The following is a 20,618-nucleotide window of genomic DNA, read 5'->3' on the forward strand; positions in this document are numbered from 1 at the left end:
CTCCTTTATACTTCCTGACTTCCAGTTAACTTTTCGTTTAACAATTGATAAAAACTTCTTTTTCTTAGCTTAACTAATTTTGTTTTATATTTTGATCTACTAACTTTAATTTCATCACCATCTTGTAATGTGAAACCTTGTTGTCCATCAACAGTTAAAACAACAACCGAATAATAAGTTTTAAGTCTAGCAAATACTGTTTCATTAGATGATATAATAACAGATCTATTATGCGTCAGGTGTGGACAAATTGGTGTAATCATCATTACATCTAAATTTGAACTAATAATAGGACCACCAGCTGAAAAAGAGTAGCCAGTCGATCCAGTTGGTGTTGAAACTATTAATCCATCCCCTGGGTATGTTTCTAAATAATTTCCTCCAACTTTAGTTTCAACTTCTATAATCCTTGAAAAAGGTCCTTTAGCTATTATAACATCATTCAAAGCGCAAAAAGTTGAAATTTCTTTTCTTTCTCTTATTACTGTAGCGTCTAACATCAACCGTTCTTCAATTGTATAGTTTCCTTCTAATAAATTATTTAAATTTCCAATTATTTCACTTGCTTCTATTTCAGCTAAAAATCCTAATTTCCCAAGGTTTACTCCTAAAATAGGAATTTCATAGTAGGCATATTCCCGTGCAACTTTTAAGATGGTTCCATCTCCGCCTAAAATAACTATGATATCAGCAACATTTCCTATTTCATCAGAAGACGCCCCCATTTCAGGTTCACCTATTAAATCAGCTCCTTCATGAGTTAAATATACATTGATATCATGATCCATAAAAATTTTAAGCATTCTACGAGTGATTTCAGATACTTTATCCTTATGTATATTCGGTATCAATGCAATAGAGTTCATAAAGAGCCTCCTTTTAGAAATTCATGAGCATTTTTTACTTCTCTTGCAATCATATCTGAAAAGTGACGATTCCTGTTATAATTATTTTTATTTGATTTTTTATCTAATAAATGAATCAAATATTCAATATTACCTTTAGGTCCTTTGATGGGGGAATAAGTTATGTTATTTGGTTCTAAATTATTTTCCAAAGAAAACTCTAAAATGTTTTGTAATACATCAATATGTGTATATCTATCTTTAACAACGCCATTTTTACCAATTTTATCTCTACTAACTTCAAACTGGGGTTTTATTAACATAATCATCTCTTTAGGTTCATCTAAGATTTCCACTAATTTAGGTATGATTAATTTTAGTGATATAAATGAAACATCTACTGTAGCTAAAGTTGGAATAGGCTCAAACAAATTAGAGTCTACATGACGTATATTAGTTCTTTCATAAACACTCACTCTATCATCTTTTCTAAGTTTCCATGCAAACTGTCCATATCCTACGTCAACTGCATGAACATGTCTTGCACCTACTTGTAATAAGCAGTCCGTAAATCCGCCAGTTGATGCTCCAACATCTATAGCAATTCTGTCATTTATATCTACCTTAAAAGCCTCTAAACCTTTCTCTAATTTCAATCCTCCACGACTAACATATTTTAACGGATCTTCTTTTACATATATATTTTTATCACTAGGTGTTTTTTGTCCTGGTTTATCAACCTTTTCTCCATCAACATAAACCATGCCAGCCATTATACATCTTTTAGCTCTTTCTCTACTTGAAATAAAACCTTTATCAACTAAAATTTGATCTAATCTTTTTTTACCCGTGGTCAACCTGTTCACCCTCATCTCTTAAAAAATTTAATAGTTTATCTGAAATTTGTTCAGGTGCCATCATATATTCAGCTAATAGCTTATCCCTTTCACCTTGTGGTATAAATTTATCTGGAAGTGCAAAACGAAATAATATTTTATCAGACATACCTATACTTGATAGATATTCAAGTACTCCACTACTAAACCCACCTATTTCAGTATTTTCTTCAAACACGCATAGATGTTGATGACTAGATGCTAACTTTTTAATACCCTCTTCATCTAACGGTTTTATAAATCTTGCATTATAAACTGTCGTAGAGATACCATGAGTTTCTAGGTTTTCTGCTACTTTATTAGCGTGGTTAACCATTTTACCTACTGCAACCAAGGCAATTTGATTTCCTTTTCTCAAAGTTTCACCTTTATAAAGAGGCAATAATTTAGGAGGCTCATTTAAAGGTACGCCTTCTCCACAACCTCGTGGATACCTAATCACAACTGGTTTGTTTAGTGATATACCAGTACTTATCATATCTTTTAATTCTTTTTCATTCTTCGGAGACATAATAACTAAATTTGGAATATTCCTTAGAAAGGAAAGATCATAAAGACCTTGGTGAGTTTCTCCGTCACCACCTACTATTCCAGCACGATCAACACCTAATACAACAGGTAAATTTTGTAAGCAAATATCATGGGTTATTTGATCATATGCTCTTTGTAAAAAAGTTGAATACAGGGCAATTACTGGTTTGTATCCTGAACTTGCTAACCCTGCTGCAAAAGTTGTTGCATGTTGTTCTGCAATACCAACATCAAAAAACCGTTCGGGGAATTCTTTTTCAAAGGATTTTAATCCAGTTCCATCTTTCATAGCAGCAGTAATAGCAACTACCGATTTATCTTCTTTAGCAATTTCAGTAACAGTATCACCAAAAACTTCAGAATATTTTGGAGGCAGATTGGGCCTTTCAAGTGGTTTGCCAGTCGATACATCAAATGAACTTACTCCATGAAACTTATCAGGAAACTTTTCTGCAGGTTCGTACCCTTTACCTTTTTTTGTTATTACATGAACCAAAACAGGACCATTTTTTTCTCGCGCGTTCTTTAAAACATTTAGAAGGTTTGAAACATCATGACCATCAATAGGTCCCAAATACGTAAAACCCATCTCTTCAAATAGTATACCTGATACCATTAAATACTTAAGACTATCTTTAACACGCTCCATAGATTTTATAACTTTACCGCCAATTGCCGGAATACGTTTTAGAAGAAATTCTATATCATCTTTAACACGGTGATATGTAGGATCTGTTCTCAATCGACTTAAATAAGACGACATAGCACCAACATTTTCACCAATAGACATTTCATTATCGTTTAAAATAACAGTTAAATTACTTTTTTCATGTCCAGCATGATTCAATGCTTCAAAAGCCATACCGCCTGTCAACGCACCATCACCAATAACAGCAACTACTTTTTCAGAACTTTGCTTCAAATCTCTCGCTTTAGCCATACCAAGAGCAGCTGAAATTGATGTACTGCTATGTCCAGTTGCAAAAGAATCATGCTCACTTTCTTCTGGCTTAGGAAATCCAGACAAGCCTTTGAACTTACGTAAGTCATTAAATTGTTTTTTTCTACCAGTTAGAATTTTATGAATATATGATTGATGACCAACATCCCAAACGATTTTATCTTTTGGCGTAGAAAAAACACTATGTAAAGCAAGTGATAACTCTACTACACCCAGATTCGGGGCTAAATGTCCTCCAGTTTTAGAAACATTACTAATTAAGAAATCTCTAATTTCATCTGACAAGCGACATAAATCATCGGCAGTTAAACTCTGCAGATCTTCTGGTGAATTAATTTGATCTAAAAGTTTATACATATAAACCCCCTCAACCTTTAAAGCTTTATTTATCCATCAGACTAGAAATGTATCTCTTTGGAATACTTATAAACTCTTCTAGTTTAGTCAAAAAAATTCCGACTATGTATATAATATATGTTCCTTTTGTTACAGCTAAATATTTCCCTATTGATTTGCCTCCTACAGTAAAAGCAGATATAAAAGCTGTTAATACTATATTTAAAGCTGTTGATCCTAGCATTTCTTGATGTGTAATAAGTCTCATTACTAATATAGTAGTTATAGTACCACTAGCTATACCAGCAATATCACCTATAACATCGGCACAAAAATTAGCTACTTGATCTCTATTTTTTACTAAATTATTTGCTTTTTTTGCCCCATAAACTTTTTTCGCGGCTTTAGCATTAATAGGTGCTTCGCTAGCTGAAGTAGCAGAGACACCAATCAAATCAAAAAAAATACCTATTAAAACAGTTATTATCAAAACCAAAAAAGTTATTATAGTTGAAGTAACTTGCGATAGAATAAATTGACTTAGAAAACTAAATATAACTGCTAAAAAAAATGTCCATATACTAATAATTACGGTCCAACGTAAGACCGCATTTTGCTTTTCTTTTTCTTTATTTTTCAAAGTTTTTCACCTTACCTCAAAAAACCTTGCGCAGATGGTAGCAGTTCGGGTAAACGCTGTGGCTTAAGGTCTAGCCGGTTTTCCCAGAAAGAAACCGAGTGTCGCCATCTCGGCGGTTTCCCTTTAATTCTTTCTCTATCTTGTTACCAAAGACAGTGCTAGATTACCACTTAGACCACACTTTAATCCCCGAACTTCTTCCCATAAGATGGGAACAGCCTAGGAGTTTTCCTCAATGACATTTCCCATTTTCTAGCCTCTTTTGCAGTATTGGTTTCAAACAGAGTATTCGAGCAGAGGCCGGCCCTTTGCAGAACACTCATATTTAAGTTATCCACCAATACCACTCAAGGCAGGCTACACTGTACACAGTTTCGCTGCATACAGGTTCTACCTAAACCGTAGCTTATTTGCCCATGTGTCAAATAAACCACATATTTAGGTCTCCACGGAAGCAGGGGGGCATCTACATGCCATTGTAGATTTCCCTACTACCTTAACTCCCAGCACCGACCCTCAACTGGGCGTCGAAAGCCGACACCAGGAACTTCATCGATGTGCCCTTTAGCGGATTTTTAGGCCCGCCTTCGAAAATAGGGTTGCCAACTAGGATACTGCACCATCTGCTTATTAAGGTTCATAAATATTATAACACAGCTTTAATAAAAATAAAAAGAATTATACTATTAGATAAGATACAACCAAACCTAAAATTGCACCAAAAATAACTTCTATAGGAGTATGGCCTAATAACTCCTTCAGACGTTTTTCTGTTAATTTCTTATCATTATTGCTATCAAAAATTAATCTATTTAATATAGCTGCTTGCTTACCGGCAGCTCTACGTACACCAGCAGCATCATACATAACTACTAAAGATAAAACAAGTGCCATAGCTGTTAAAGGGGACTCCCACCCCACTTTAAAACCTAAGGCACCTGTTAACCCCATTACAAATGCAGAATGGGAGCTTGGCATACCTCCACTTGCTACAAATAATTTAAAATCTATTGATTTAGTTTTTAATAACGATATCAAAACTTTTAAGAGCTGTGCAATAAACCAAGATATGACAGCTGTTGCAAAAAAATCATTAGATTTTAGTTTAACCAAAAATTCCAAACGATATCAACCCCTTAGAGTAGATAGATCCTTTTAACTTTCTCGATTCACTAATTTATTAGCTATTTTTCGTAATGGTTCGGCTTTTTCCCCATAGGTAGATATAGAGTTAATTGCTTCATTATACAATTTTTGTGCATATTGTTCAGATTCTTTTAAACCTATTAATTTGGGGTATGTAGCTTTATCACTTTCTTCATCTTTTCCAAGTGATTTTCCTAATTTTTGTTCATCACCTTTTATATCTAATATATCGTCCACAACTTGAAAAGCTAACCCTAACTTTTGAGCGTAATTAGTTATATTATTCAAGTCATTACTACTTGCTTCACCTATTATAGCACCAGCTCTCACACTGGCATTAAATAATGCACCAGTTTTATTTTCATGTATAAAAGAAACATTTTCAATATTAGCGTTTCTATTTTTTTCCATTTCTAAATCAACAACTTGTCCTCCAATCATTCCAGAGGTGCCAGATGCTTTTGATATCTCTCTAGCCGCTTTTAAGCCAATATATGGATATTTATAATTTAAAGAGCTTTCTAACATTAGTTCAAATGAATAATTCAGTAAAGCATCTCCTGCTAAAATAGCTATATCTTCTCCGTATATCACATGGTTAGTTGGTTTACCTCTTCTCTTATCATCATTATCTAAAGCTGGTAAATCATCATGTATTAAAGAATAGGTATGAATCATTTCTATAGCACAGGCAAACGGAAGTAACTCGTCTTCTTTTGTTCCAAAGAACTCTCCTGTAATTAATGTTAATACAGGCCTAAGGCGCTTGCCACCTGCAAAAACACTATGCCTCATAGATTTATGAATGTGATTGGGAATAGTTTCAGCATTAGGTAGATATTCATCTAAAGATTGCTCAATTAAAATTCTTTTGTCTTCTAAATAATTATCATAATTCATATTAACTCTCCTCCTCAAAATCGACAGGCTCTAAAGTTAATTCACCGGTTTGTTTATCCTTTGCCAATTTTTCAATCTTTTTTTCAGCAGTTTGAAGTTTTTTACTACAAACTTGAGATAATTCAATACCACGTTGAAAATTTTCTAGCGATTGTTCTAAGGTTAAATCTCCTTGTTCTAAAGATTTTACCACTTTTTCTAATTCTTTTAAAGAATCTTCAAAACTCATCTGTTCTTTTTTACTTGTCACCTCTATCCACTCCTTCACCCTCAACAAACTCATAAATATCATCGTAGCTATGATTTTTTGTTCCTTTTACACAACAATCCGCTTTACCATCACTAAACTGTAACTGAATATTATCACCTTTTCCTAAATGTTCAATACTTGTAACTACTTGGCCTTTTTCTGTTTCACAAAAAGTATATCCTCTTTTTAGTACTTTTAACGGACTTAATGAATCAAGTTTTTTAACAAGAATTTTAAATTGATTTTTTTGCTCCTGTATTAAATGATATTGTTCTCGTAACAACCTCTGATCCAAATATTCTAATTCTTTTTTTCTTTCTAAAACGAAAATCTCTGGTGTTTTAATAACTGGTCTGTTTACTAATTCATGATATTTATGTCTAAGATTATTAACTCTATTAAGTAGACCTTTTTCTAACCTTTGTCTATAGTCTTCTAATAAACGCATAAGTTCTTCTTGATCTGGAACCACTAATTCTGCAGCAGCTGTTGGAGTAGGTGCTCTTAGATCTGATACAAAATCAGAAATAGTAAAGTCTGTTTCGTGTCCAACACAGGACACCACTGGGGTTTGAGAGTTAAAAATAGCTCGTGCCACGTCTTCTGTATTAAATGGCCAAATTTCTTCTAAAGAACCTCCTCCTCTGCCGAGAAGAATTACGTCTCCATCAATCATTGCATTCGCGTACTGTATCCCAGAAGCAATTTCTGTTTGTGCCAATTCACCTTGGACACGTACCGGTATTAATGTTATGGATGTTAATGGATATCTTCTACTAATCGTTACAACCATATCTCTAACAGCGGCACCAGTAGGTGAAGTAATAACTACTACTTTTTTAGGAAACTTAGGTATTGGTTTTTTATATTCAGTATCAAAGAGACCTTCCTCTTTTAAATCGTTTTTTAACTTTTCAAAAGCTAAATGTAAAGAGCCCATTCCATCACGTTGCATACTATCTACATAAAGTTGATATAGCCCGGCTTTTTCATATATGCCCACAAAACCTGAAACGATTACCTTAATTCCATCTCTAGGCTTAAAGTCCAGGGCCCAATTCCGGTTTCTAAACATTATACACCGTAAACTAGCACCCTGGTCTTTAATAGTAAAATACATATGCCCTGATGAGTGATGTTTGAAATTTGAGATTTCACCTCTCACCAGGACATTTTTTAAATTGTTATCTTTTAATAAAAGATTCTTCAAGTAACCTGTAAGCTGTGTTACAGTTACTGCTTGTTTTTCCATGCCTTTGCAGCTTCAATAGTATTATTTAATAGCATCGTAATCGTCATAGGGCCAACTCCACCGGGCACAGGCGTAATATGGCTAGCTGCTTCTTTAGCAGAGTCAAACTCGACATCTCCTATTAATTCTCCTTCTATTCTATTAACTCCAACGTCAATTACAACTGCACCAGGCTTAATCATTTTTCCTGTTACAAATTCAGGTTTTCCTACTGCTACAATTAAAATATCAGCCTCTTTTGTCATAGCACTTAAATCTTTAGTTCTAGAATGGCAAATAGATACTGTCGCGTTTTGCTCAAGTAATAATAATGATATTGGTTTTCCAACAATATTGCTACGCCCAACAATCACTGCATTTTTTCCATTAATTTCACAATTGATAGATTCTAATAACTTCATAATACCTGCCGGAGTACAAGGGGTGAATTTTTTCTTACCAGCTACTAAATTTCCAACATTGATGGGATGAAAACTATCAACATCTTTATCCGGGTCTATAGAATTGATAACTTTATTTTCATTAATATGATGTGGTAACGGTAATTGTACTAATATTCCATGTACAGAATCATTTTCATTTAACTCTTTTATCAATTGTAATAATTCCTCTTCAGAAACATCAGAAGGAAGTCGCTTTACAGTTGATTCCATCCCAATTTTATTTGCTGTTTTTTCTTTCATACTTACATAAGTTTTTGAAGCCGGATCATCTCCAACTAATATAACTGCTAAATGAGGTGCTATACCATCCGTTTTTAATTTTGCAACTTCTTCTTTCAAATCTCCCCTTATTCCCTTAGCAACCTTCTTACCATCAATGATTTGTGCACTCATTTTATAATACCTCCCTTTTGGAATTAAAATATTTACTTCCTGCAAAACTTTAAAAGTCTACCATAAAAGGATTTTGCAGGCTATTTCAACAGGAGTCCCTCCACTTTATAACGAAACACTCATCTAGGAATATTTCTTGGAGGTAATCCTGTGAAAAACAAAATTTCTTTCTTTGATTACTCCAATGAGTTTCAAAAGTTAGATTCTCATTCGAAACTCAAGAAACTTCTGATTACGTAGATTTTTCTGAAATTAACCAAACAGGACGGCGCCTTATTCTCCTATGTTTTTTACTTCAATAATTCAAAAGCTTTTCTCCATACCAACGGTTCAGTGTTAGTTAGCTTTCTGAACTATCAAGACCGCTTAAATTTTTACTGCTTTATCGATTCCGTTTCTAACCCTTCAGGCTTTGCTAGATTTAAACACAAATTAAGAAAAGATGGTATAAAGAAATATTACATAAGCTAATTGAATTAACTAAACCATATTTCCCTTTTGATTCATCCCTTCCCTCTTTTACATCACTGGATTTGAGGCCTCTTTTAATAACCCTGAATATTTCCATTATCCTAAAAGAAAGGTTGAGAAGGAAACTCCCATAAAGCCTGACCATGAATCAATTGATAAAACTCTTAGTAAAATGCCTAAACGTTCTAAAAGCTGAGTCCAAGTCCAAGCTTCTTACAACAATGGCATTTTGTTACGCTTTTACTGGTGAATTAACAGATGGGTTCAGTGTTATTAGAGATATTGAACCTTTAGAGAGTCAAAAATACTCTACTACTCCCCCTCATGAATAAAAATACAATATCTTCACAGCGATACCGGACTTTGATTGTACTGAAAACTACCGCTTCTTGTATAGAAAAATGGTCATTGCCCTATTAACCTTAATCCTATACCACTTTCAAATATGATGGTTATTGTAATTCTAGTAAAAGAATCACATGAGTTTGCCTTTAAATAGAAAACAAGGTACTAAACATTTTAGTAAAAGGTTCTATTAATTAAAATATTTAGCTTTCTTCTCCGTGGTTACTTAACACATACTATAATAAAATTCTCTATATATTAACTTATGCCATTTGAGTTTTCAAATGATTATGACCTAACAAAGATACACCTATTGCATTATCTTTTGAGAGATTAGGCGTGGTAAATAAAAAAGATATTTCAGATTCTCTAAAGCATCTACTAATATACTTTTTTATATAATTATTACTCATTACTCCCCCAACGAATAAAATTTTCTTTTTTCTTTTGTGTTTAGAAGCATTTTTTAATATACTAACTAAAGATTCTGCTACACATTTTTCAACTTTTCTTGCAATAATTTCTCGTTTATAATTACCTTCATTTATAATTTTCTTGATATGGGTCTCTGGACCTGAAAAATTTACCCATGTATCGGATATAGATATAGGGACTGAAACATCTTGTTTAGCATCCACGAATTTAGATAGACTTTCTAATTGTGGCCCACCAGGGAAAGGAAGACCTAGTTTGTTAGCCGTCCTGTCAATTAATTGACCGGCCGCAAGATCCCTTGTCCCACCTATAATTTTAATATCAAACGAACTATAATTCTGTGAGGGAACACATTCTAATAATTCTGTTGTACCCCCAGATACATGAAATACATAAAACTCTTCTAAAACATTAAGATCTATTTTTTGTAAATTGTCATATAAACAAGCAGCTATATGACCTTCTTGATGACTAACTCGATAAATAGGGACTTCAAAAGCAGTCCTTAAAAAAGATGCATATGAATCACCAACTAAAAACACTGGCATGTAAGATTCTTTTTGTGGTCTTGGCTTACTACTAACAGAAATAGCTGTTATATTATATTTTAAGTCAAGTTTCATAGTATCAGTCAACTTTTCTAGGGCTTTAGGTAAGTTCTTTGTATGTTGAAAAACACCTTCTGATTGCCGTAATCCCCCTTTATTTGAGGATACTTCTAAGGGAAGTTGTACAGAGTTAATAAAATTAAGATTAGTATCTAATAAGGCTAAAGAAGTTGTATAACAGCTTGTATCTATGCCAAGGACTAAACCCATATCATCACCGATCCCTTTTCAGTTGTTCCGCAATTTTATCTAAGATTCCATTAATATAGCTTGATGCTTTGTCTGTACTAAATTTCTTAGCCAGTTCTACCGCTTCATTGATAGAAACTCGAACAGGTATGTCATCAAAATAAATCATTTCACAAATAGCAAGTCTCATAATACTTAGATCTACACGACTAAGACGCTCTATTTTCCAGTTTTCTGACATCTTATCTATATGACTATCTATAATTGGTAGTTCTGTACTTGCTTTAGAAGTGACATCTTCTAAATATTGATAATTATTTACATCTAACTGTTCTTCACCACTTTCTTTATATTGTTGTGCACCTTCATAATTCAACTCATCATTATTAAATGCCATTTGAAAAATTATTTTCATTGCTGTTTCTCTAGCAAAACGTCTAGACATCTTTTATCCCCCTATATTACTTTAAAATTTTTCTTATCTTCTGGGCGGTAAAAATCTATGTATTGAGATAGGCAGTTGTTTTTCTTTATCCCAATAGTAACCAAAATAAAAGCCTACCCCCATTAAAATCAATACTAATAAACCTTGTAAAAAACCAAAAATCACAAAAATTAATGAAATTAGAAAACCTAATACCACACCTATAATTCTTCCCAAATAATTTTCTAATAGATACATTATGTATTCACGATTCAAATTATCACCCCCAGTTACTTAGGCCGTGAAGCATCAGATGCTATATTTTCAATATAAACCTTAACCTCACTTATATTTACTCCTGCCTTAGATTCAACATGATCTTTAGCTATCTTTTGAAGTTCTTCAGAAACTTGAGGTATTTCTACATCTGCTTGAACTTTACCTTTCAAGTATATAATTAGACCATTTTCAGATACTTTTATTCTTGATTTAACTTCTTTCATACCTTTAACTTCATTTTTTGCTACTCTTAAAACCATACTTTCTATAGTTTTTAGAGATATTTTAACTTCACCTATTTCTGTGTTCTGATTAACAACCTCTTCATTTTTTTCAACCCTCGATGCTCCCCAAATTGATCTCAACGCGATTAATAGAATAATTAAACCCACAATTCCTAATTCTAAAGATTCAGCATAAAATTCCATGCTTGTCCTTACTTCATCCATAATTGGATGGATAGGTATAGCAAAAGATACTAGGATAACTGATAGAATTAGTAATAGAAAACTAGTTATAAAAAAGATCACTCTGTCAAAAACATGCACTAATTATCCCTCCTTTAAGTTATAACCTTTTGTTTTTTTAGAAACCCTTCATTATTATGGTGAATCATTGATTATTTTTTATACATCTTCAAAGCGAACTCGTTGAATATATACATTTACATTGCTAACAGAAAAACCAGTCATATTTTCTACAGCCTCTTTTACTACTTCTTGAGCTGCCTTAGATATTTCAGGAATTTTAACCCCATACTGTATATCTAAATTCACATCAATAGAAACATTTTCTTCTGTTAGATCTACTTTAATGCCTTTTGAAGTTTTTTTACCAAACATTTCACTTATTCCTTCAGAAACCCCCCCACTGACATTATAAATTCCATCTAATTCTTTCAACGCTAAGTAAGAAATAATACCAATAACGTTATTGGCTATACGGACTTGACCGAGCTCATTTTTCTCTGCCATTGTATGAGAATTTGGGTCCATTTTTTAGTACACCTCCTACAAAACTACAAATGTATTTATTATTTATATTCGTTATTAAACCAAAAAATCCTTTTTTTGATAAGTTAAATACAGTTATAAAGTGTATAATATAGTATTCCCTATCTTAATTATATTCAATCACTTTAACATTAGAAATTGATACTCCAGCATTCTCTGACACTATTTCTGCAATCTGTCTTATTTCTGTTTCTGATAAGTTTTCCACTTTAACTATTACATTAGCTGAACCATTTCTAAAAAAGAATATTGCATCTTCAAAACCATTTGCTCTTATAAGGTTTTCAAGAGTCAATTCTTTTTCTCTGATTTTCACCAAATCTAAAAGTTCACTTTCTGCTTCACTTTTCGCTTCATCACTAGTGTTTGGATTATCTATAAATTGATTCAATCGTTCTATTTCTTTTGATCTTACTCGATCTCTCTCTAGTCTATAAGCAACAAAAAAATCTTTGTCCTCTTCCATTTCCCACTCTTCTACTTCATCTGGTGGAATAAGGTCTGCAGAAGTTACATCTTCTTCGGTTTCATTTTCTATAATATCAGATTCGGTGTCATCTTCTTTAAGTATGTTATTAGACCCTTCTTCAATATCTATTTCCGCATCACCTTCTTGTTCAATAACATCTACAGACTCTCCTTGTAAAATTTCAACTTGCTCAACTTCTCTATCAACATTAATTATCCAAAAGGTTAAAGCTATAAAAAAACCTGAAATAAAAATTACCCATCGCCTTTTTAGGTAAATTATTTTCATATTAAAACCTCCTAATTATTTTTTGGTAGTATTACGATATTATGCTCTGCAACATCAAACAAAGTATTAACAGCTGTTAACAAATTTTTCTTTACCTTTACATCATTTGCACCCTCCGAAACTACCAAAACGCCATTAATTGCGGGCTTTTTCTCTCGTAATACTAAGGGCTCATCACCCTGCCCTCTAATTGTTAATACTTCATGATTAGAAAATTCCTCTGTAATTTCTCTTTTACCATCTGTTCCATCACTTTCTACAGTTGTAACTTTTTCTTCATCTTTATTTTTAGCAATATCTAGTTTTTTGCTTCCTTCTAAAGTTATCATAGCATTAACATCACCAGCTCCTATAACTTGAGACAAAATAGTTTCTAAATCTTTTTCCAGTTGTCGCTTATACTGGCTTTCTTCAGTTGATCTTTCAATATCAAAATTCTCTTCTTCATTAGGTATTGGATTAATTTCAGTATTAGGATCATCTTCATCACTTTCTAGTGGATTACCGAGTAATAAAAATATCAGTCCCAATATACCTAGCACTATTAAGTGTGGAGGTATTTTTTTAAAAAAGTCTTTAGTTGATTGATTCATAATCTCCCCTCCCTTGATTCTTCTTAATACTTTTGGCCTAGCTAGTACATTCTATGCAATAACAGATTATTTCATTACTTTTACCAAAACATGGTCTTCAGTTATTTGAAAAACATCACTTATATCCTTTTCAAAATTATCTAGTTTTTCGTCTGAAACATTCAATTTATTTTCTGATTTATTATTCTTTTTTTCAATTAAATCACTAGTATTATCATTCTCTAAGCTAATTTTTATTTCTTCAACTGGTTCTACTAGTTCTTCTTTATTTTGCTCATCTAACTCTTTATCTTTTTTATCTAAAAAAACTGTTAAACTTTTTATTTCTCCGTAGTTTTCAAGAGAACTGTCATCTTGATATTCTATTTCAACATTAGCAACTTCAATACTATCAAAATGATATTGTGACCTTTCTTTTACTTGTCCTTTGATTTCGTCTTTGTAGCGAGCATCAATTTTATCAATTCTATTTTGTTGCATATCCTCTCCTCTTTCTAATAAATCATCCACTTGATCTATATCAGCTTCTGGTTCTTCAAAAATATCAGGTTCAATCATATCTCCATTTTCTAATATTTTGACTATCGGATTTAAAATTATTAAAACTATCATAAGTCCTATTACTAATCTTACGTACCTTTGCAAATTCCCAGGTGGAAGTAGTAATTCTAAAAAAGAAGCCAATATAATTACTATAACTATTGAAGTTACTAATTCATTTAGATGATCTAACAATTATATCCCCCCTTTTTCTAACCCCTGATCATCATTGATATATTAGTAGCACCAATAATTGTTGCCATAGCTATAAAAAACATAACCGAAACTGTAGCTACTCCGGCAAAAACTAGTGTTAAACTTTTAGACATGGTATTTAAACTATCAGGAATTGTAGTTTCTCCTAAAGGTTCCATTAACGAAGCAGCTAATTTATATATAAAAACTAGTGCAAGAATTTTTAGAGCAGGAAAAATTGTTATGAAAAATAAAATAACTGCCCCTGCCATGGTTACACTGTTTGTTAAAACTAAAGATGCTCCCATGACCGTTTCAACTGCATCAGATAAAGCTTTCCCGATAACTGGTATAAACGAACCTGTTAAAAATTTAGCTGCTCTAATAGATATACCATCAGCGACAGCACCACCTACTCCTTGTAACCCCATAATGCCTATAAAAATTGTAAGAAAAAAACCGATAGCTGTAATACTAACATTTTGAAACAGGTCAGCTAATGAAGATACTTTAAATTTAGGATTGATATGACTTATCACATTTAATACCGCAGAAAATAGGAGTAAAGGTAAAATAACATTGCTAATTAAAGTACTGAAAGTATTAATTAAAAATATAGTTATCGGGTGAAAGATTGCAACAGATGTCACAGCTCCCATAGAAGCCATAAGAGTTAACAATAAGGGGATTAAAGCTAAAATTATATCTACCATGTTATCTACGGTTTCTCGACCAATTTGAATTGCTAAATAAAAACTTTGTAATGCAATAACAACTATAGACATGTAAATAACTGTATGGGCTAATTTAGCAACATTTTCATTAGCAAATGCATTTTGCAATGTCGTTAGTAAAACTGCTACTACGGTAAGTAGTATAACTTTACCTAGAAGTTGAAAATTAACAACTACTTCATGTAGAAAAAATCTTAATAGCCCACTAAAAAGTTGAGCTAGACTAATGTCACCATCATCGCCTCGGATTAAATAAAAAAGATCCCTGAAGGTCAGGTCAGGAATGTAAGCATCCATTTCTTGATTTAACTGATTCCACTGTTTTTCCATTTCTTTTATTTCCGGTTGATCTAATATTTCATTTAAGTCTTCGTCTAGCTTTTCATCTGTTATTTCTTCACCATAAACAGTAGATGGGATTATTAAATAGATTAGTAATAATAAAATTACAACTAATTTTTTCATAAACTTCATCCTTCCTAAGGAAGTAAAGTTAACACTGTTTCTAAAATCATAACCACTAACGGAACAGCCATAAGCATTATTGCGATTTTTCCACCCAACTCGATTTTTTTGGCCATAGCTCCTTCATCTGCATCTTTACAAACTTGAGCACCAAACTCTGTAATATAGGCTATCCCAACAATTTTAAGAAGAGTATCAAAATAAGCAAAATCTAAGTCAGCTTGTAAAGTGAGTTCTTCTAAAATGTCTAGAACAGACTTTAGTGGACTTAATAAATACAAAAAAATCATTATTCCCGCTGCCATTGATAGCAAAACTGCTAACTCTTTTTTATACTGTCTAACTACAACAATCAAAACAGTTGCTATAAAACCAAATCCAACTATTTGAATAATATCCATAATTAATACACTCCAAATACCTGCCTAACTGTCTCAAAGAGATCAGCTAGAAGATGAATTACCATAAATAATACAATAATTATTCCAGCTAAATTTACATACGTTGTCACATCTTTTCTATCTAGTGCTGTTAGGACTGGATTTAATATAGCTAGAATCATTCCCACACCTGCTATTCTAAATAGTAAATCAATATCCAGTTCATACATCTAAATTCCTCCTTTAGTTACCATATTAAAATCACAAGTAAAAGCCCCGTTAGCACTCCTAGATACCGCCACATTTTTTCACTTTTTTTACGATCTTCAAGGGCTAATTTTTGATTTACTCTTATATGAGATAAACATAGTTCTATATGTCTTAACTGTTCATCAGTATCACTTTTTCCTAAATTTATTGTAAAGTTTTCAATTATTTCCCAATCTTCTTCTAACAATGGTAAATCAGATTCTAACTTATCACGAGCTGCTACAATTGCTTCATCTGGAGGGCACCCTTCTTGTGCTAAGTAATAGTTTAAATTAGAAAAAATTTTCCCAGCACTTTTAGGAAATCTTCTACCAAGTTTCGATAAAAGTACAGGTAAAGGTGTTGCTACATAATTTATTTCTGAGGCTGCCATTTCTAAAATAGTTTCAATTTCTTGAAGTATTTTAGGGCGTAGTCTATAATTACTAGCAATTTTATTTCCTAGTGCCATAGAAGTGAATAAAATCAAGGCTGCTCCAATTATTCTTAGCACTATCATCCCCCCTGTTTTCTCAAGAATTTTTCATTTTTTAAATTGTTAATTTTTAGTTGTTTCTTGTTTTTCTCATGATTGTTTTTTACAATAGATTCAACAGTACCAGGACCCCTATTATTAGTTAAAAATACTACTCTTTCAATTCCACCGCTATCTAGTAATTCCGAAAATCCAGGACGATTCATAAGAGAATTATATGAGTCAGAATGAGCTGATAATAACAGTTTAACTCCTGCATTCAAGGCTTCCCCTACAGCTTTTACATCTTCTTGACTTCCAATTTCGTCAGTTACGATGAGATCAGGGGACATTGATCTTAACACCATAGTTATTCCTTTAGCTTTAGGACATCCATCTAACACATCTGTTCTTAACCCCACCTCCTTTTGAGGTACACCTTTAACAGTCCCAGCTATTTCTGAACGCTCATCTACAAGGCTAATATTATGTGGTCTTATTTCTGAAGATCCCTCACTATAAATTCTAGTTAAATCTCGTAATAGAGTTGTTTTACCACATCCAGGTGAGCCAACTATTAAAGTATTATATATACTTTTTTGATGGTTATTGTAAATTTTACAAGCAAGACTTTGAGAAGCACCTATGACTTCACGTGATATTCTAAAATTGATACTCGAAATATCCTTAATAGTTCTAACATGATTATCTCTTATATTTGTTTTCCCAACTAAACCAACTCGATGCCCACCAGCTACAGTTATAAACCCTCTTGATAGTTCATTTTGATATGAATATACTGAGTTTTCACTTATCAATGCTATGATTTTCTCTAGATCACTCTTTCTAACTTTGTAATCTGTTACTATGTCATCTGATGTTAGTTTTAATATAATTGGTTTATTGATTCTAACCCTAATTTCTTCAATTTTATCTTTTGAGTTTTTATTTTTTTTAAGACATTCTATTATTATCTTATTTATATTATTAGGAAAAAAATTACGTAAAATTTTTTCGATTTCTTTCATAAACGGCTACCCTCCTTTTGTAAATATTTATTTGGCTAGTCCTACGTTTATGCATAAAAAAACTCCCGGATAAAAATCCGGGAGGATAGTGGTTATACATATTCGGATTCTACAAAAGAAGATGGATGTTCAAACTCATATTCTAGTTCAGGACTAGTTTCCTCAGTGACATACAGTACATCATTACATGTTGGACAATATAATTCTGTAGAACCTTCCTGATTAAAAAGATTATCACCTAAAACTACTGCTTCATTACAAGTTGGGCAAATAGTTTCATGATATCTTCCTTGTTCTTCTTCAATTAGATATTCTTCATCATAATAGTCAGTCTCAAGTGCTTCTAAATCTAGGTCCATAGCATCTACATGTTGTTCTAGATCACCTAAGTCAATATCTAGTTCTTCAAAACCTTGCGCAAAATCTTCTAATACATTAACAATTTCTTTAATAACTTGACCTTCTTTACTGTTATCTGAGACATTCAAACCCTCAACTAATCCTCTTAGATATGAAACGCGGGCCCTCATATATAACCTCCTTGTTTAATGTAGTCTCATTATATTATTCCCCTTTAACCCGCTCAATATATTCACCAGTTCTAGTATCTACTTTAATTATATCTCCATTATTTATGAAAAACGGTACATTAACACTTAACCCAGTTTCTAATTGGGCTGGTTTTGAGCCACCAGACGCAGTGTCTCCTTTCACGCCTGGTTCTGTTTCAGAAACTTGTAATTCAACAAATACTGGAAGCTCTATTCCTATAATTTCTTTTCCATAAAATAGAATTGAAATAACCATATTTTCTTTTAAGTATTTAACTTTATCACCTAATTGCTCTTTATTAATAGTATACTGTTCAAATGATGTTGTATCCATAAAATAAAACATGTCATCTGCTGAATATAAATATTGCATTTCAGATTTTTCAATATGTGCTCTCTGTACTTTCTCACCAGCTCGGAATGTTTTTTCTGAAATGGAGCCAGTCTTATAATGTCGCAATTTTGTTCTAACAAAAGCTGCCCCTTTACCAGGCTTTACATGTAAGAAATCAACAATCGTATAAACTTCCCCATCTAATTCAATCGTCATTCCATTTTTGAAATCATTACTACTAATCATAATATAATCCTCCTTTAATTAACTATTAGTTCAACTAAATCTCTAGTAAATCTTTAGTTGCTTGAGTTAACACTTCACAACCATTTTCTTTAACTACTATTATATCTTCTATTCTTACACCACCCCAACCAGGTAAGTATACACCTGGTTCTACAGTTACTGTCATACCAGGTTTCAATGTCTCTTCATGATTTGGAGACAAGCGAGGAGATTCATGCACTTCTAGTCCTACACCATGTCCTAAACCATGGCCAAATTTATCACCATAGCCTTCTTTATGGATTATACATCTAGCTGTTTCATCAGCTTCTTTGCCTGTCATACCAGCTTTAATGGATCTAATAGCATTCATTTGTGCTTGTAGTACCATTTCATAAATCTTTCTTTGTTCCTCAGTAGCCTCACCTAAAACAACTGTACGAGTTATATCTGAACAATATCCCTTGTAACAAGCACCTAAATCCATTTTTACAAAATCACCATTCTTAATCTTTTTTTCTGATGCAACACCATGAGGTAAAGCTGATCTTTCTCCACTTGCTACTATTATATCAAAAGAAACCTTTTCGGCACCTTTTTCCTTCATGAAATGTTCCATTTCTAAAGATAGCTCTCGCTCTGTAACACCTTCTTCGATAAAATTAACTATATGTAAAAAAGCTTCATCAGAAATTTTAATAGCTTCTTTTAATGTATCAATTTCATCCTCATCTTTAATTTTCCTGATTTCAGATACTAAATCAACACTAGGTTGCAAAGTTGTATTACTCAATTTTTGCTGATATTCTTCATAAGTTTCATATGTAATATAATTTTTTTCAAAATATAGAGTTGATACATTTAAATCACCTAGAATTTCATTTAATGTTTTAGTCATAGGAAATTCATGTTTTACAACTTCAATCCCTTCATAGATTTCTTCATTTGCTTGTTCTACATATCGAAAATCAGTTAAAAAAATATTCTTTTGTGGGGTGATCAACAAATAACCACTTGTTCCTGTAAACCCAGTTAAATAACGACGATTCTCAGGTTTTGTTACAAGTAAAGAAGAAATCCCTTTTTCTTTCATAATGTCATTCAACTTCTTTAATCTGTTATTCATATTATCTACTCCTCTCTTAAAAAGTCAAGATGATTTAATAAAGCTTTTAAACCAAGTGAATAACTTTCCAAACCAAATCCTGATATCTGACCTATAGTAACCGGAGCAATCACCGACTTTGCCCGAAAACTTTCTCTAGAATATATATTAGAGATATGTACTTCTACTACTGGAATGGTTAGCGCTGCTATGGCATCTCTTAGTGCTATACTATAATGAGTATAAGCAGCTGGATTAAATATCACTCCTGAAGCTTCATCATTTGCTTTATGTAAAAAATTAATTAGTTCACCCTCACAGTTAGATTGCAAAGTTACTATCGTTATTTGATATTTTGACCCTAATCTCTTTAGTCTATTATTTATTTCATCTAAATTCACCTTACCATAAACTTCAGTTTCACGTTCCCCCAATAAATTTAGATTAGGGCCATGAAGAACTAAAATTTTCAAGGTCAGACCCCCATTCTAGTTTATACATCTTAACATGTATACTATTTCTTTACATCTCATTGTTTTCCTGCTGAAAAACAAAAATGCGCTTTTGGCGCATTTTTGTTTTTACTTCACCCTATTTTTTCCTTTTTTGCTTTACCTAATGTATAGTAAG

Annotated in this window: 26 protein-coding genes; all 26 read right to left on the reverse strand. The window is 32.4% G+C overall.

The genetic code is table 11. The annotated features are described in order from the left end of the window. Window positions 1-5: 5 nt before the first annotated feature. A complete protein-coding gene (locus CDO51_RS05470; RefSeq protein ID WP_089023300.1) occupies window positions 6-866 on the reverse strand; it encodes an NAD(+)/NADH kinase in 861 nt (286 codons plus the stop codon). After that, a complete protein-coding gene (locus CDO51_RS05475; RefSeq protein ID WP_089023301.1) occupies window positions 863-1,702 on the reverse strand; it encodes a TlyA family RNA methyltransferase in 840 nt (279 codons plus the stop codon). The genes CDO51_RS05470 and CDO51_RS05475 overlap by 4 nt, the downstream gene beginning before the upstream one ends. Then, window positions 1,689-3,590, reverse strand: coding sequence for a 1-deoxy-D-xylulose-5-phosphate synthase (gene dxs, locus CDO51_RS05480; protein ID WP_089023302.1), 1,902 nt, complete (start codon window positions 3,588-3,590; stop codon window positions 1,689-1,691). Before dxs ends, CDO51_RS05475 begins: the two co-directional genes overlap by 14 nt. Window positions 3,591-3,615: 25 nt before the next feature. Further along, window positions 3,616-4,209 (reverse strand): hypothetical protein, encoded by a 594-nt coding sequence (locus CDO51_RS05485; protein WP_089023303.1) that lies wholly within the window; start codon window positions 4,207-4,209, stop codon window positions 3,616-3,618. Window positions 4,210-4,887: 678 nt separating this feature from the next. Further along, window positions 4,888-5,331 carry a divergent PAP2 family protein gene (locus CDO51_RS05490; protein ID WP_089023304.1) on the reverse strand — a complete coding sequence of 148 codons (444 nt, stop codon included), beginning with the start codon at window positions 5,329-5,331 and terminating at the stop codon, window positions 4,888-4,890. A 33-nt stretch (window positions 5,332-5,364) separates the two neighbouring features. Further along, a complete protein-coding gene (locus CDO51_RS05495) occupies window positions 5,365-6,255 on the reverse strand; it encodes a polyprenyl synthetase family protein (RefSeq protein WP_089023305.1) in 891 nt (296 codons plus the stop codon). A gap of 1 nt (window position 6,256) precedes the next feature. Next, window positions 6,257-6,505, reverse strand: coding sequence for an exodeoxyribonuclease VII small subunit (locus tag CDO51_RS05500; protein WP_240503494.1), 249 nt, complete (start codon window positions 6,503-6,505; stop codon window positions 6,257-6,259). Beyond that, complete coding sequence (gene xseA / locus CDO51_RS05505; protein ID WP_089023306.1) at window positions 6,495-7,757, reverse strand: exodeoxyribonuclease VII large subunit; 1,263 nt, start codon at window positions 7,755-7,757, stop codon at window positions 6,495-6,497. The genes CDO51_RS05500 and xseA overlap by 11 nt, the downstream gene beginning before the upstream one ends. Continuing rightward, the gene (gene folD / locus CDO51_RS05510; RefSeq protein WP_089023307.1) at window positions 7,739-8,593 is read right to left on the reverse strand and encodes a bifunctional methylenetetrahydrofolate dehydrogenase/methenyltetrahydrofolate cyclohydrolase FolD; all 855 of its coding nucleotides are present in this window, start codon (window positions 8,591-8,593) and stop codon (window positions 7,739-7,741) included. Before folD ends, xseA begins: the two co-directional genes overlap by 19 nt. Window positions 8,594-9,672: 1,079 nt before the next feature. Further along, a complete protein-coding gene (locus CDO51_RS05520) occupies window positions 9,673-10,662 on the reverse strand; it encodes a Kae1-like domain-containing protein (RefSeq protein ID WP_089023309.1) in 990 nt (329 codons plus the stop codon). Window positions 10,663-10,666: 4 nt separating this feature from the next. Beyond that, window positions 10,667-11,086: a transcription antitermination factor NusB gene (gene nusB, locus CDO51_RS05525; RefSeq protein WP_089023310.1), complete on the reverse strand. Its 420-nt coding sequence runs from the start codon at window positions 11,084-11,086 to the stop codon at window positions 10,667-10,669. 33 nt (window positions 11,087-11,119) lie between these two features. Then, entirely contained in the window at window positions 11,120-11,341 is a 222-nt protein-coding gene (locus tag CDO51_RS05530; RefSeq protein WP_089023311.1) for a DUF2273 domain-containing protein, read from the reverse strand. A gap of 14 nt (window positions 11,342-11,355) precedes the next feature. Next, window positions 11,356-11,892, reverse strand: a complete 537-nt coding sequence (gene amaP, locus CDO51_RS05535; RefSeq protein ID WP_089023312.1) for an alkaline shock response membrane anchor protein AmaP — start codon at window positions 11,890-11,892, stop codon at window positions 11,356-11,358. 78 nt (window positions 11,893-11,970) lie between these two features. Beyond that, window positions 11,971-12,339: an Asp23/Gls24 family envelope stress response protein gene (locus CDO51_RS05540; protein WP_089023313.1), complete on the reverse strand. Its 369-nt coding sequence runs from the start codon at window positions 12,337-12,339 to the stop codon at window positions 11,971-11,973. A 124-nt stretch (window positions 12,340-12,463) separates the two neighbouring features. Next, window positions 12,464-13,114, reverse strand: a complete 651-nt coding sequence (locus tag CDO51_RS05545) for a SpoIIIAH-like family protein (RefSeq protein ID WP_089023314.1) — start codon at window positions 13,112-13,114, stop codon at window positions 12,464-12,466. A gap of 11 nt (window positions 13,115-13,125) precedes the next feature. After that, a complete protein-coding gene (locus CDO51_RS05550; protein WP_089023315.1) occupies window positions 13,126-13,707 on the reverse strand; it encodes a hypothetical protein in 582 nt (193 codons plus the stop codon). 66 nt (window positions 13,708-13,773) lie between these two features. Then, on the reverse strand, window positions 13,774-14,442 hold the full coding sequence (gene spoIIIAF / locus CDO51_RS05555) for a stage III sporulation protein AF (protein ID WP_089023316.1): 669 nt from the start codon (window positions 14,440-14,442) through the stop codon (window positions 13,774-13,776). A 17-nt stretch (window positions 14,443-14,459) separates the two neighbouring features. Further along, window positions 14,460-15,641 (reverse strand): stage III sporulation protein AE, encoded by a 1,182-nt coding sequence (gene spoIIIAE, locus CDO51_RS05560; protein ID WP_240503495.1) that lies wholly within the window; start codon window positions 15,639-15,641, stop codon window positions 14,460-14,462. Window positions 15,642-15,655: 14 nt separating this feature from the next. Further along, a complete protein-coding gene (gene spoIIIAD / locus CDO51_RS05565; RefSeq protein ID WP_089023318.1) occupies window positions 15,656-16,042 on the reverse strand; it encodes a stage III sporulation protein AD in 387 nt (128 codons plus the stop codon). 2 nt (window positions 16,043-16,044) lie between these two features. Continuing rightward, window positions 16,045-16,251, reverse strand: coding sequence for a stage III sporulation protein AC (spoIIIAC, locus tag CDO51_RS05570; protein WP_089023319.1), 207 nt, complete (start codon window positions 16,249-16,251; stop codon window positions 16,045-16,047). Window positions 16,252-16,268: 17 nt separating this feature from the next. After that, window positions 16,269-16,784: a stage III sporulation protein AB gene (locus CDO51_RS05575; RefSeq protein WP_158212332.1), complete on the reverse strand. Its 516-nt coding sequence runs from the start codon at window positions 16,782-16,784 to the stop codon at window positions 16,269-16,271. 2 nt (window positions 16,785-16,786) lie between these two features. Then, window positions 16,787-17,773 (reverse strand): stage III sporulation protein AA, encoded by a 987-nt coding sequence (spoIIIAA, locus tag CDO51_RS05580; protein WP_089023321.1) that lies wholly within the window; start codon window positions 17,771-17,773, stop codon window positions 16,787-16,789. Between the two features lie 92 nt (window positions 17,774-17,865). Continuing rightward, window positions 17,866-18,303, reverse strand: coding sequence for a CD1247 N-terminal domain-containing protein (locus CDO51_RS05585; RefSeq protein ID WP_089023322.1), 438 nt, complete (start codon window positions 18,301-18,303; stop codon window positions 17,866-17,868). A gap of 34 nt (window positions 18,304-18,337) precedes the next feature. Next, a complete protein-coding gene (efp, locus tag CDO51_RS05590; protein ID WP_089023323.1) occupies window positions 18,338-18,904 on the reverse strand; it encodes an elongation factor P in 567 nt (188 codons plus the stop codon). A gap of 34 nt (window positions 18,905-18,938) precedes the next feature. Beyond that, window positions 18,939-20,009, reverse strand: coding sequence for a M24 family metallopeptidase (locus tag CDO51_RS05595; protein WP_089023324.1), 1,071 nt, complete (start codon window positions 20,007-20,009; stop codon window positions 18,939-18,941). A 5-nt stretch (window positions 20,010-20,014) separates the two neighbouring features. Then, window positions 20,015-20,461, reverse strand: a complete 447-nt coding sequence (aroQ, locus tag CDO51_RS05600; RefSeq protein WP_089023325.1) for a type II 3-dehydroquinate dehydratase — start codon at window positions 20,459-20,461, stop codon at window positions 20,015-20,017. Window positions 20,462-20,618: the final 157 nt, after the last annotated feature.

Source organism: Natranaerobius trueperi (assembly GCF_002216005.1).
In the GTDB taxonomy this organism is placed as follows: Bacteria; Bacillota; Natranaerobiia; order Natranaerobiales; family Natranaerobiaceae; genus Natranaerobius_A; species Natranaerobius_A trueperi.

Excerpts from the sequence above, each read along its gene's own strand:
- CDO51_RS05470 (WP_089023300.1), bottom strand. The coding sequence starts at position 866 with ATGAACTCTATTGCATTGATACCGAATATACATAAGGATAAAGTATCT.
- dxs (WP_089023302.1), bottom strand. The coding sequence starts at position 3,590 with ATGTATAAACTTTTAGATCAAATTAATTCACCAGAAGATCTGCAGAGT.
- CDO51_RS05495 (WP_089023305.1), bottom strand. The coding sequence starts at position 6,255 with ATGAATTATGATAATTATTTAGAAGACAAAAGAATTTTAATTGAGCAA.
- xseA (WP_089023306.1), bottom strand. The coding sequence starts at position 7,757 with ATGGAAAAACAAGCAGTAACTGTAACACAGCTTACAGGTTACTTGAAG.
- folD (WP_089023307.1), bottom strand. The coding sequence starts at position 8,593 with ATGAGTGCACAAATCATTGATGGTAAGAAGGTTGCTAAGGGAATAAGG.
- CDO51_RS05520 (WP_089023309.1), bottom strand. The coding sequence starts at position 10,662 with ATGGGTTTAGTCCTTGGCATAGATACAAGCTGTTATACAACTTCTTTA.
- nusB (WP_089023310.1), bottom strand. The coding sequence starts at position 11,086 with ATGTCTAGACGTTTTGCTAGAGAAACAGCAATGAAAATAATTTTTCAA.
- CDO51_RS05540 (WP_089023313.1), bottom strand. The coding sequence starts at position 12,339 with ATGGACCCAAATTCTCATACAATGGCAGAGAAAAATGAGCTCGGTCAA.
- CDO51_RS05545 (WP_089023314.1), bottom strand. The coding sequence starts at position 13,114 with ATGAAAATAATTTACCTAAAAAGGCGATGGGTAATTTTTATTTCAGGT.
- CDO51_RS05550 (WP_089023315.1), bottom strand. The coding sequence starts at position 13,707 with ATGAATCAATCAACTAAAGACTTTTTTAAAAAAATACCTCCACACTTA.
- spoIIIAE (WP_240503495.1), bottom strand. The coding sequence starts at position 15,641 with ATGAAAAAATTAGTTGTAATTTTATTATTACTAATCTATTTAATAATC.
- spoIIIAD (WP_089023318.1), bottom strand. The coding sequence starts at position 16,042 with ATGGATATTATTCAAATAGTTGGATTTGGTTTTATAGCAACTGTTTTG.
- spoIIIAC (WP_089023319.1), bottom strand. The coding sequence starts at position 16,251 with ATGTATGAACTGGATATTGATTTACTATTTAGAATAGCAGGTGTGGGA.
- spoIIIAA (WP_089023321.1), bottom strand. The coding sequence starts at position 17,773 with ATGAAAGAAATCGAAAAAATTTTACGTAATTTTTTTCCTAATAATATA.
- CDO51_RS05585 (WP_089023322.1), bottom strand. The coding sequence starts at position 18,303 with ATGAGGGCCCGCGTTTCATATCTAAGAGGATTAGTTGAGGGTTTGAAT.
- efp (WP_089023323.1), bottom strand. The coding sequence starts at position 18,904 with ATGATTAGTAGTAATGATTTCAAAAATGGAATGACGATTGAATTAGAT.
- CDO51_RS05595 (WP_089023324.1), bottom strand. The coding sequence starts at position 20,009 with ATGAATAACAGATTAAAGAAGTTGAATGACATTATGAAAGAAAAAGGG.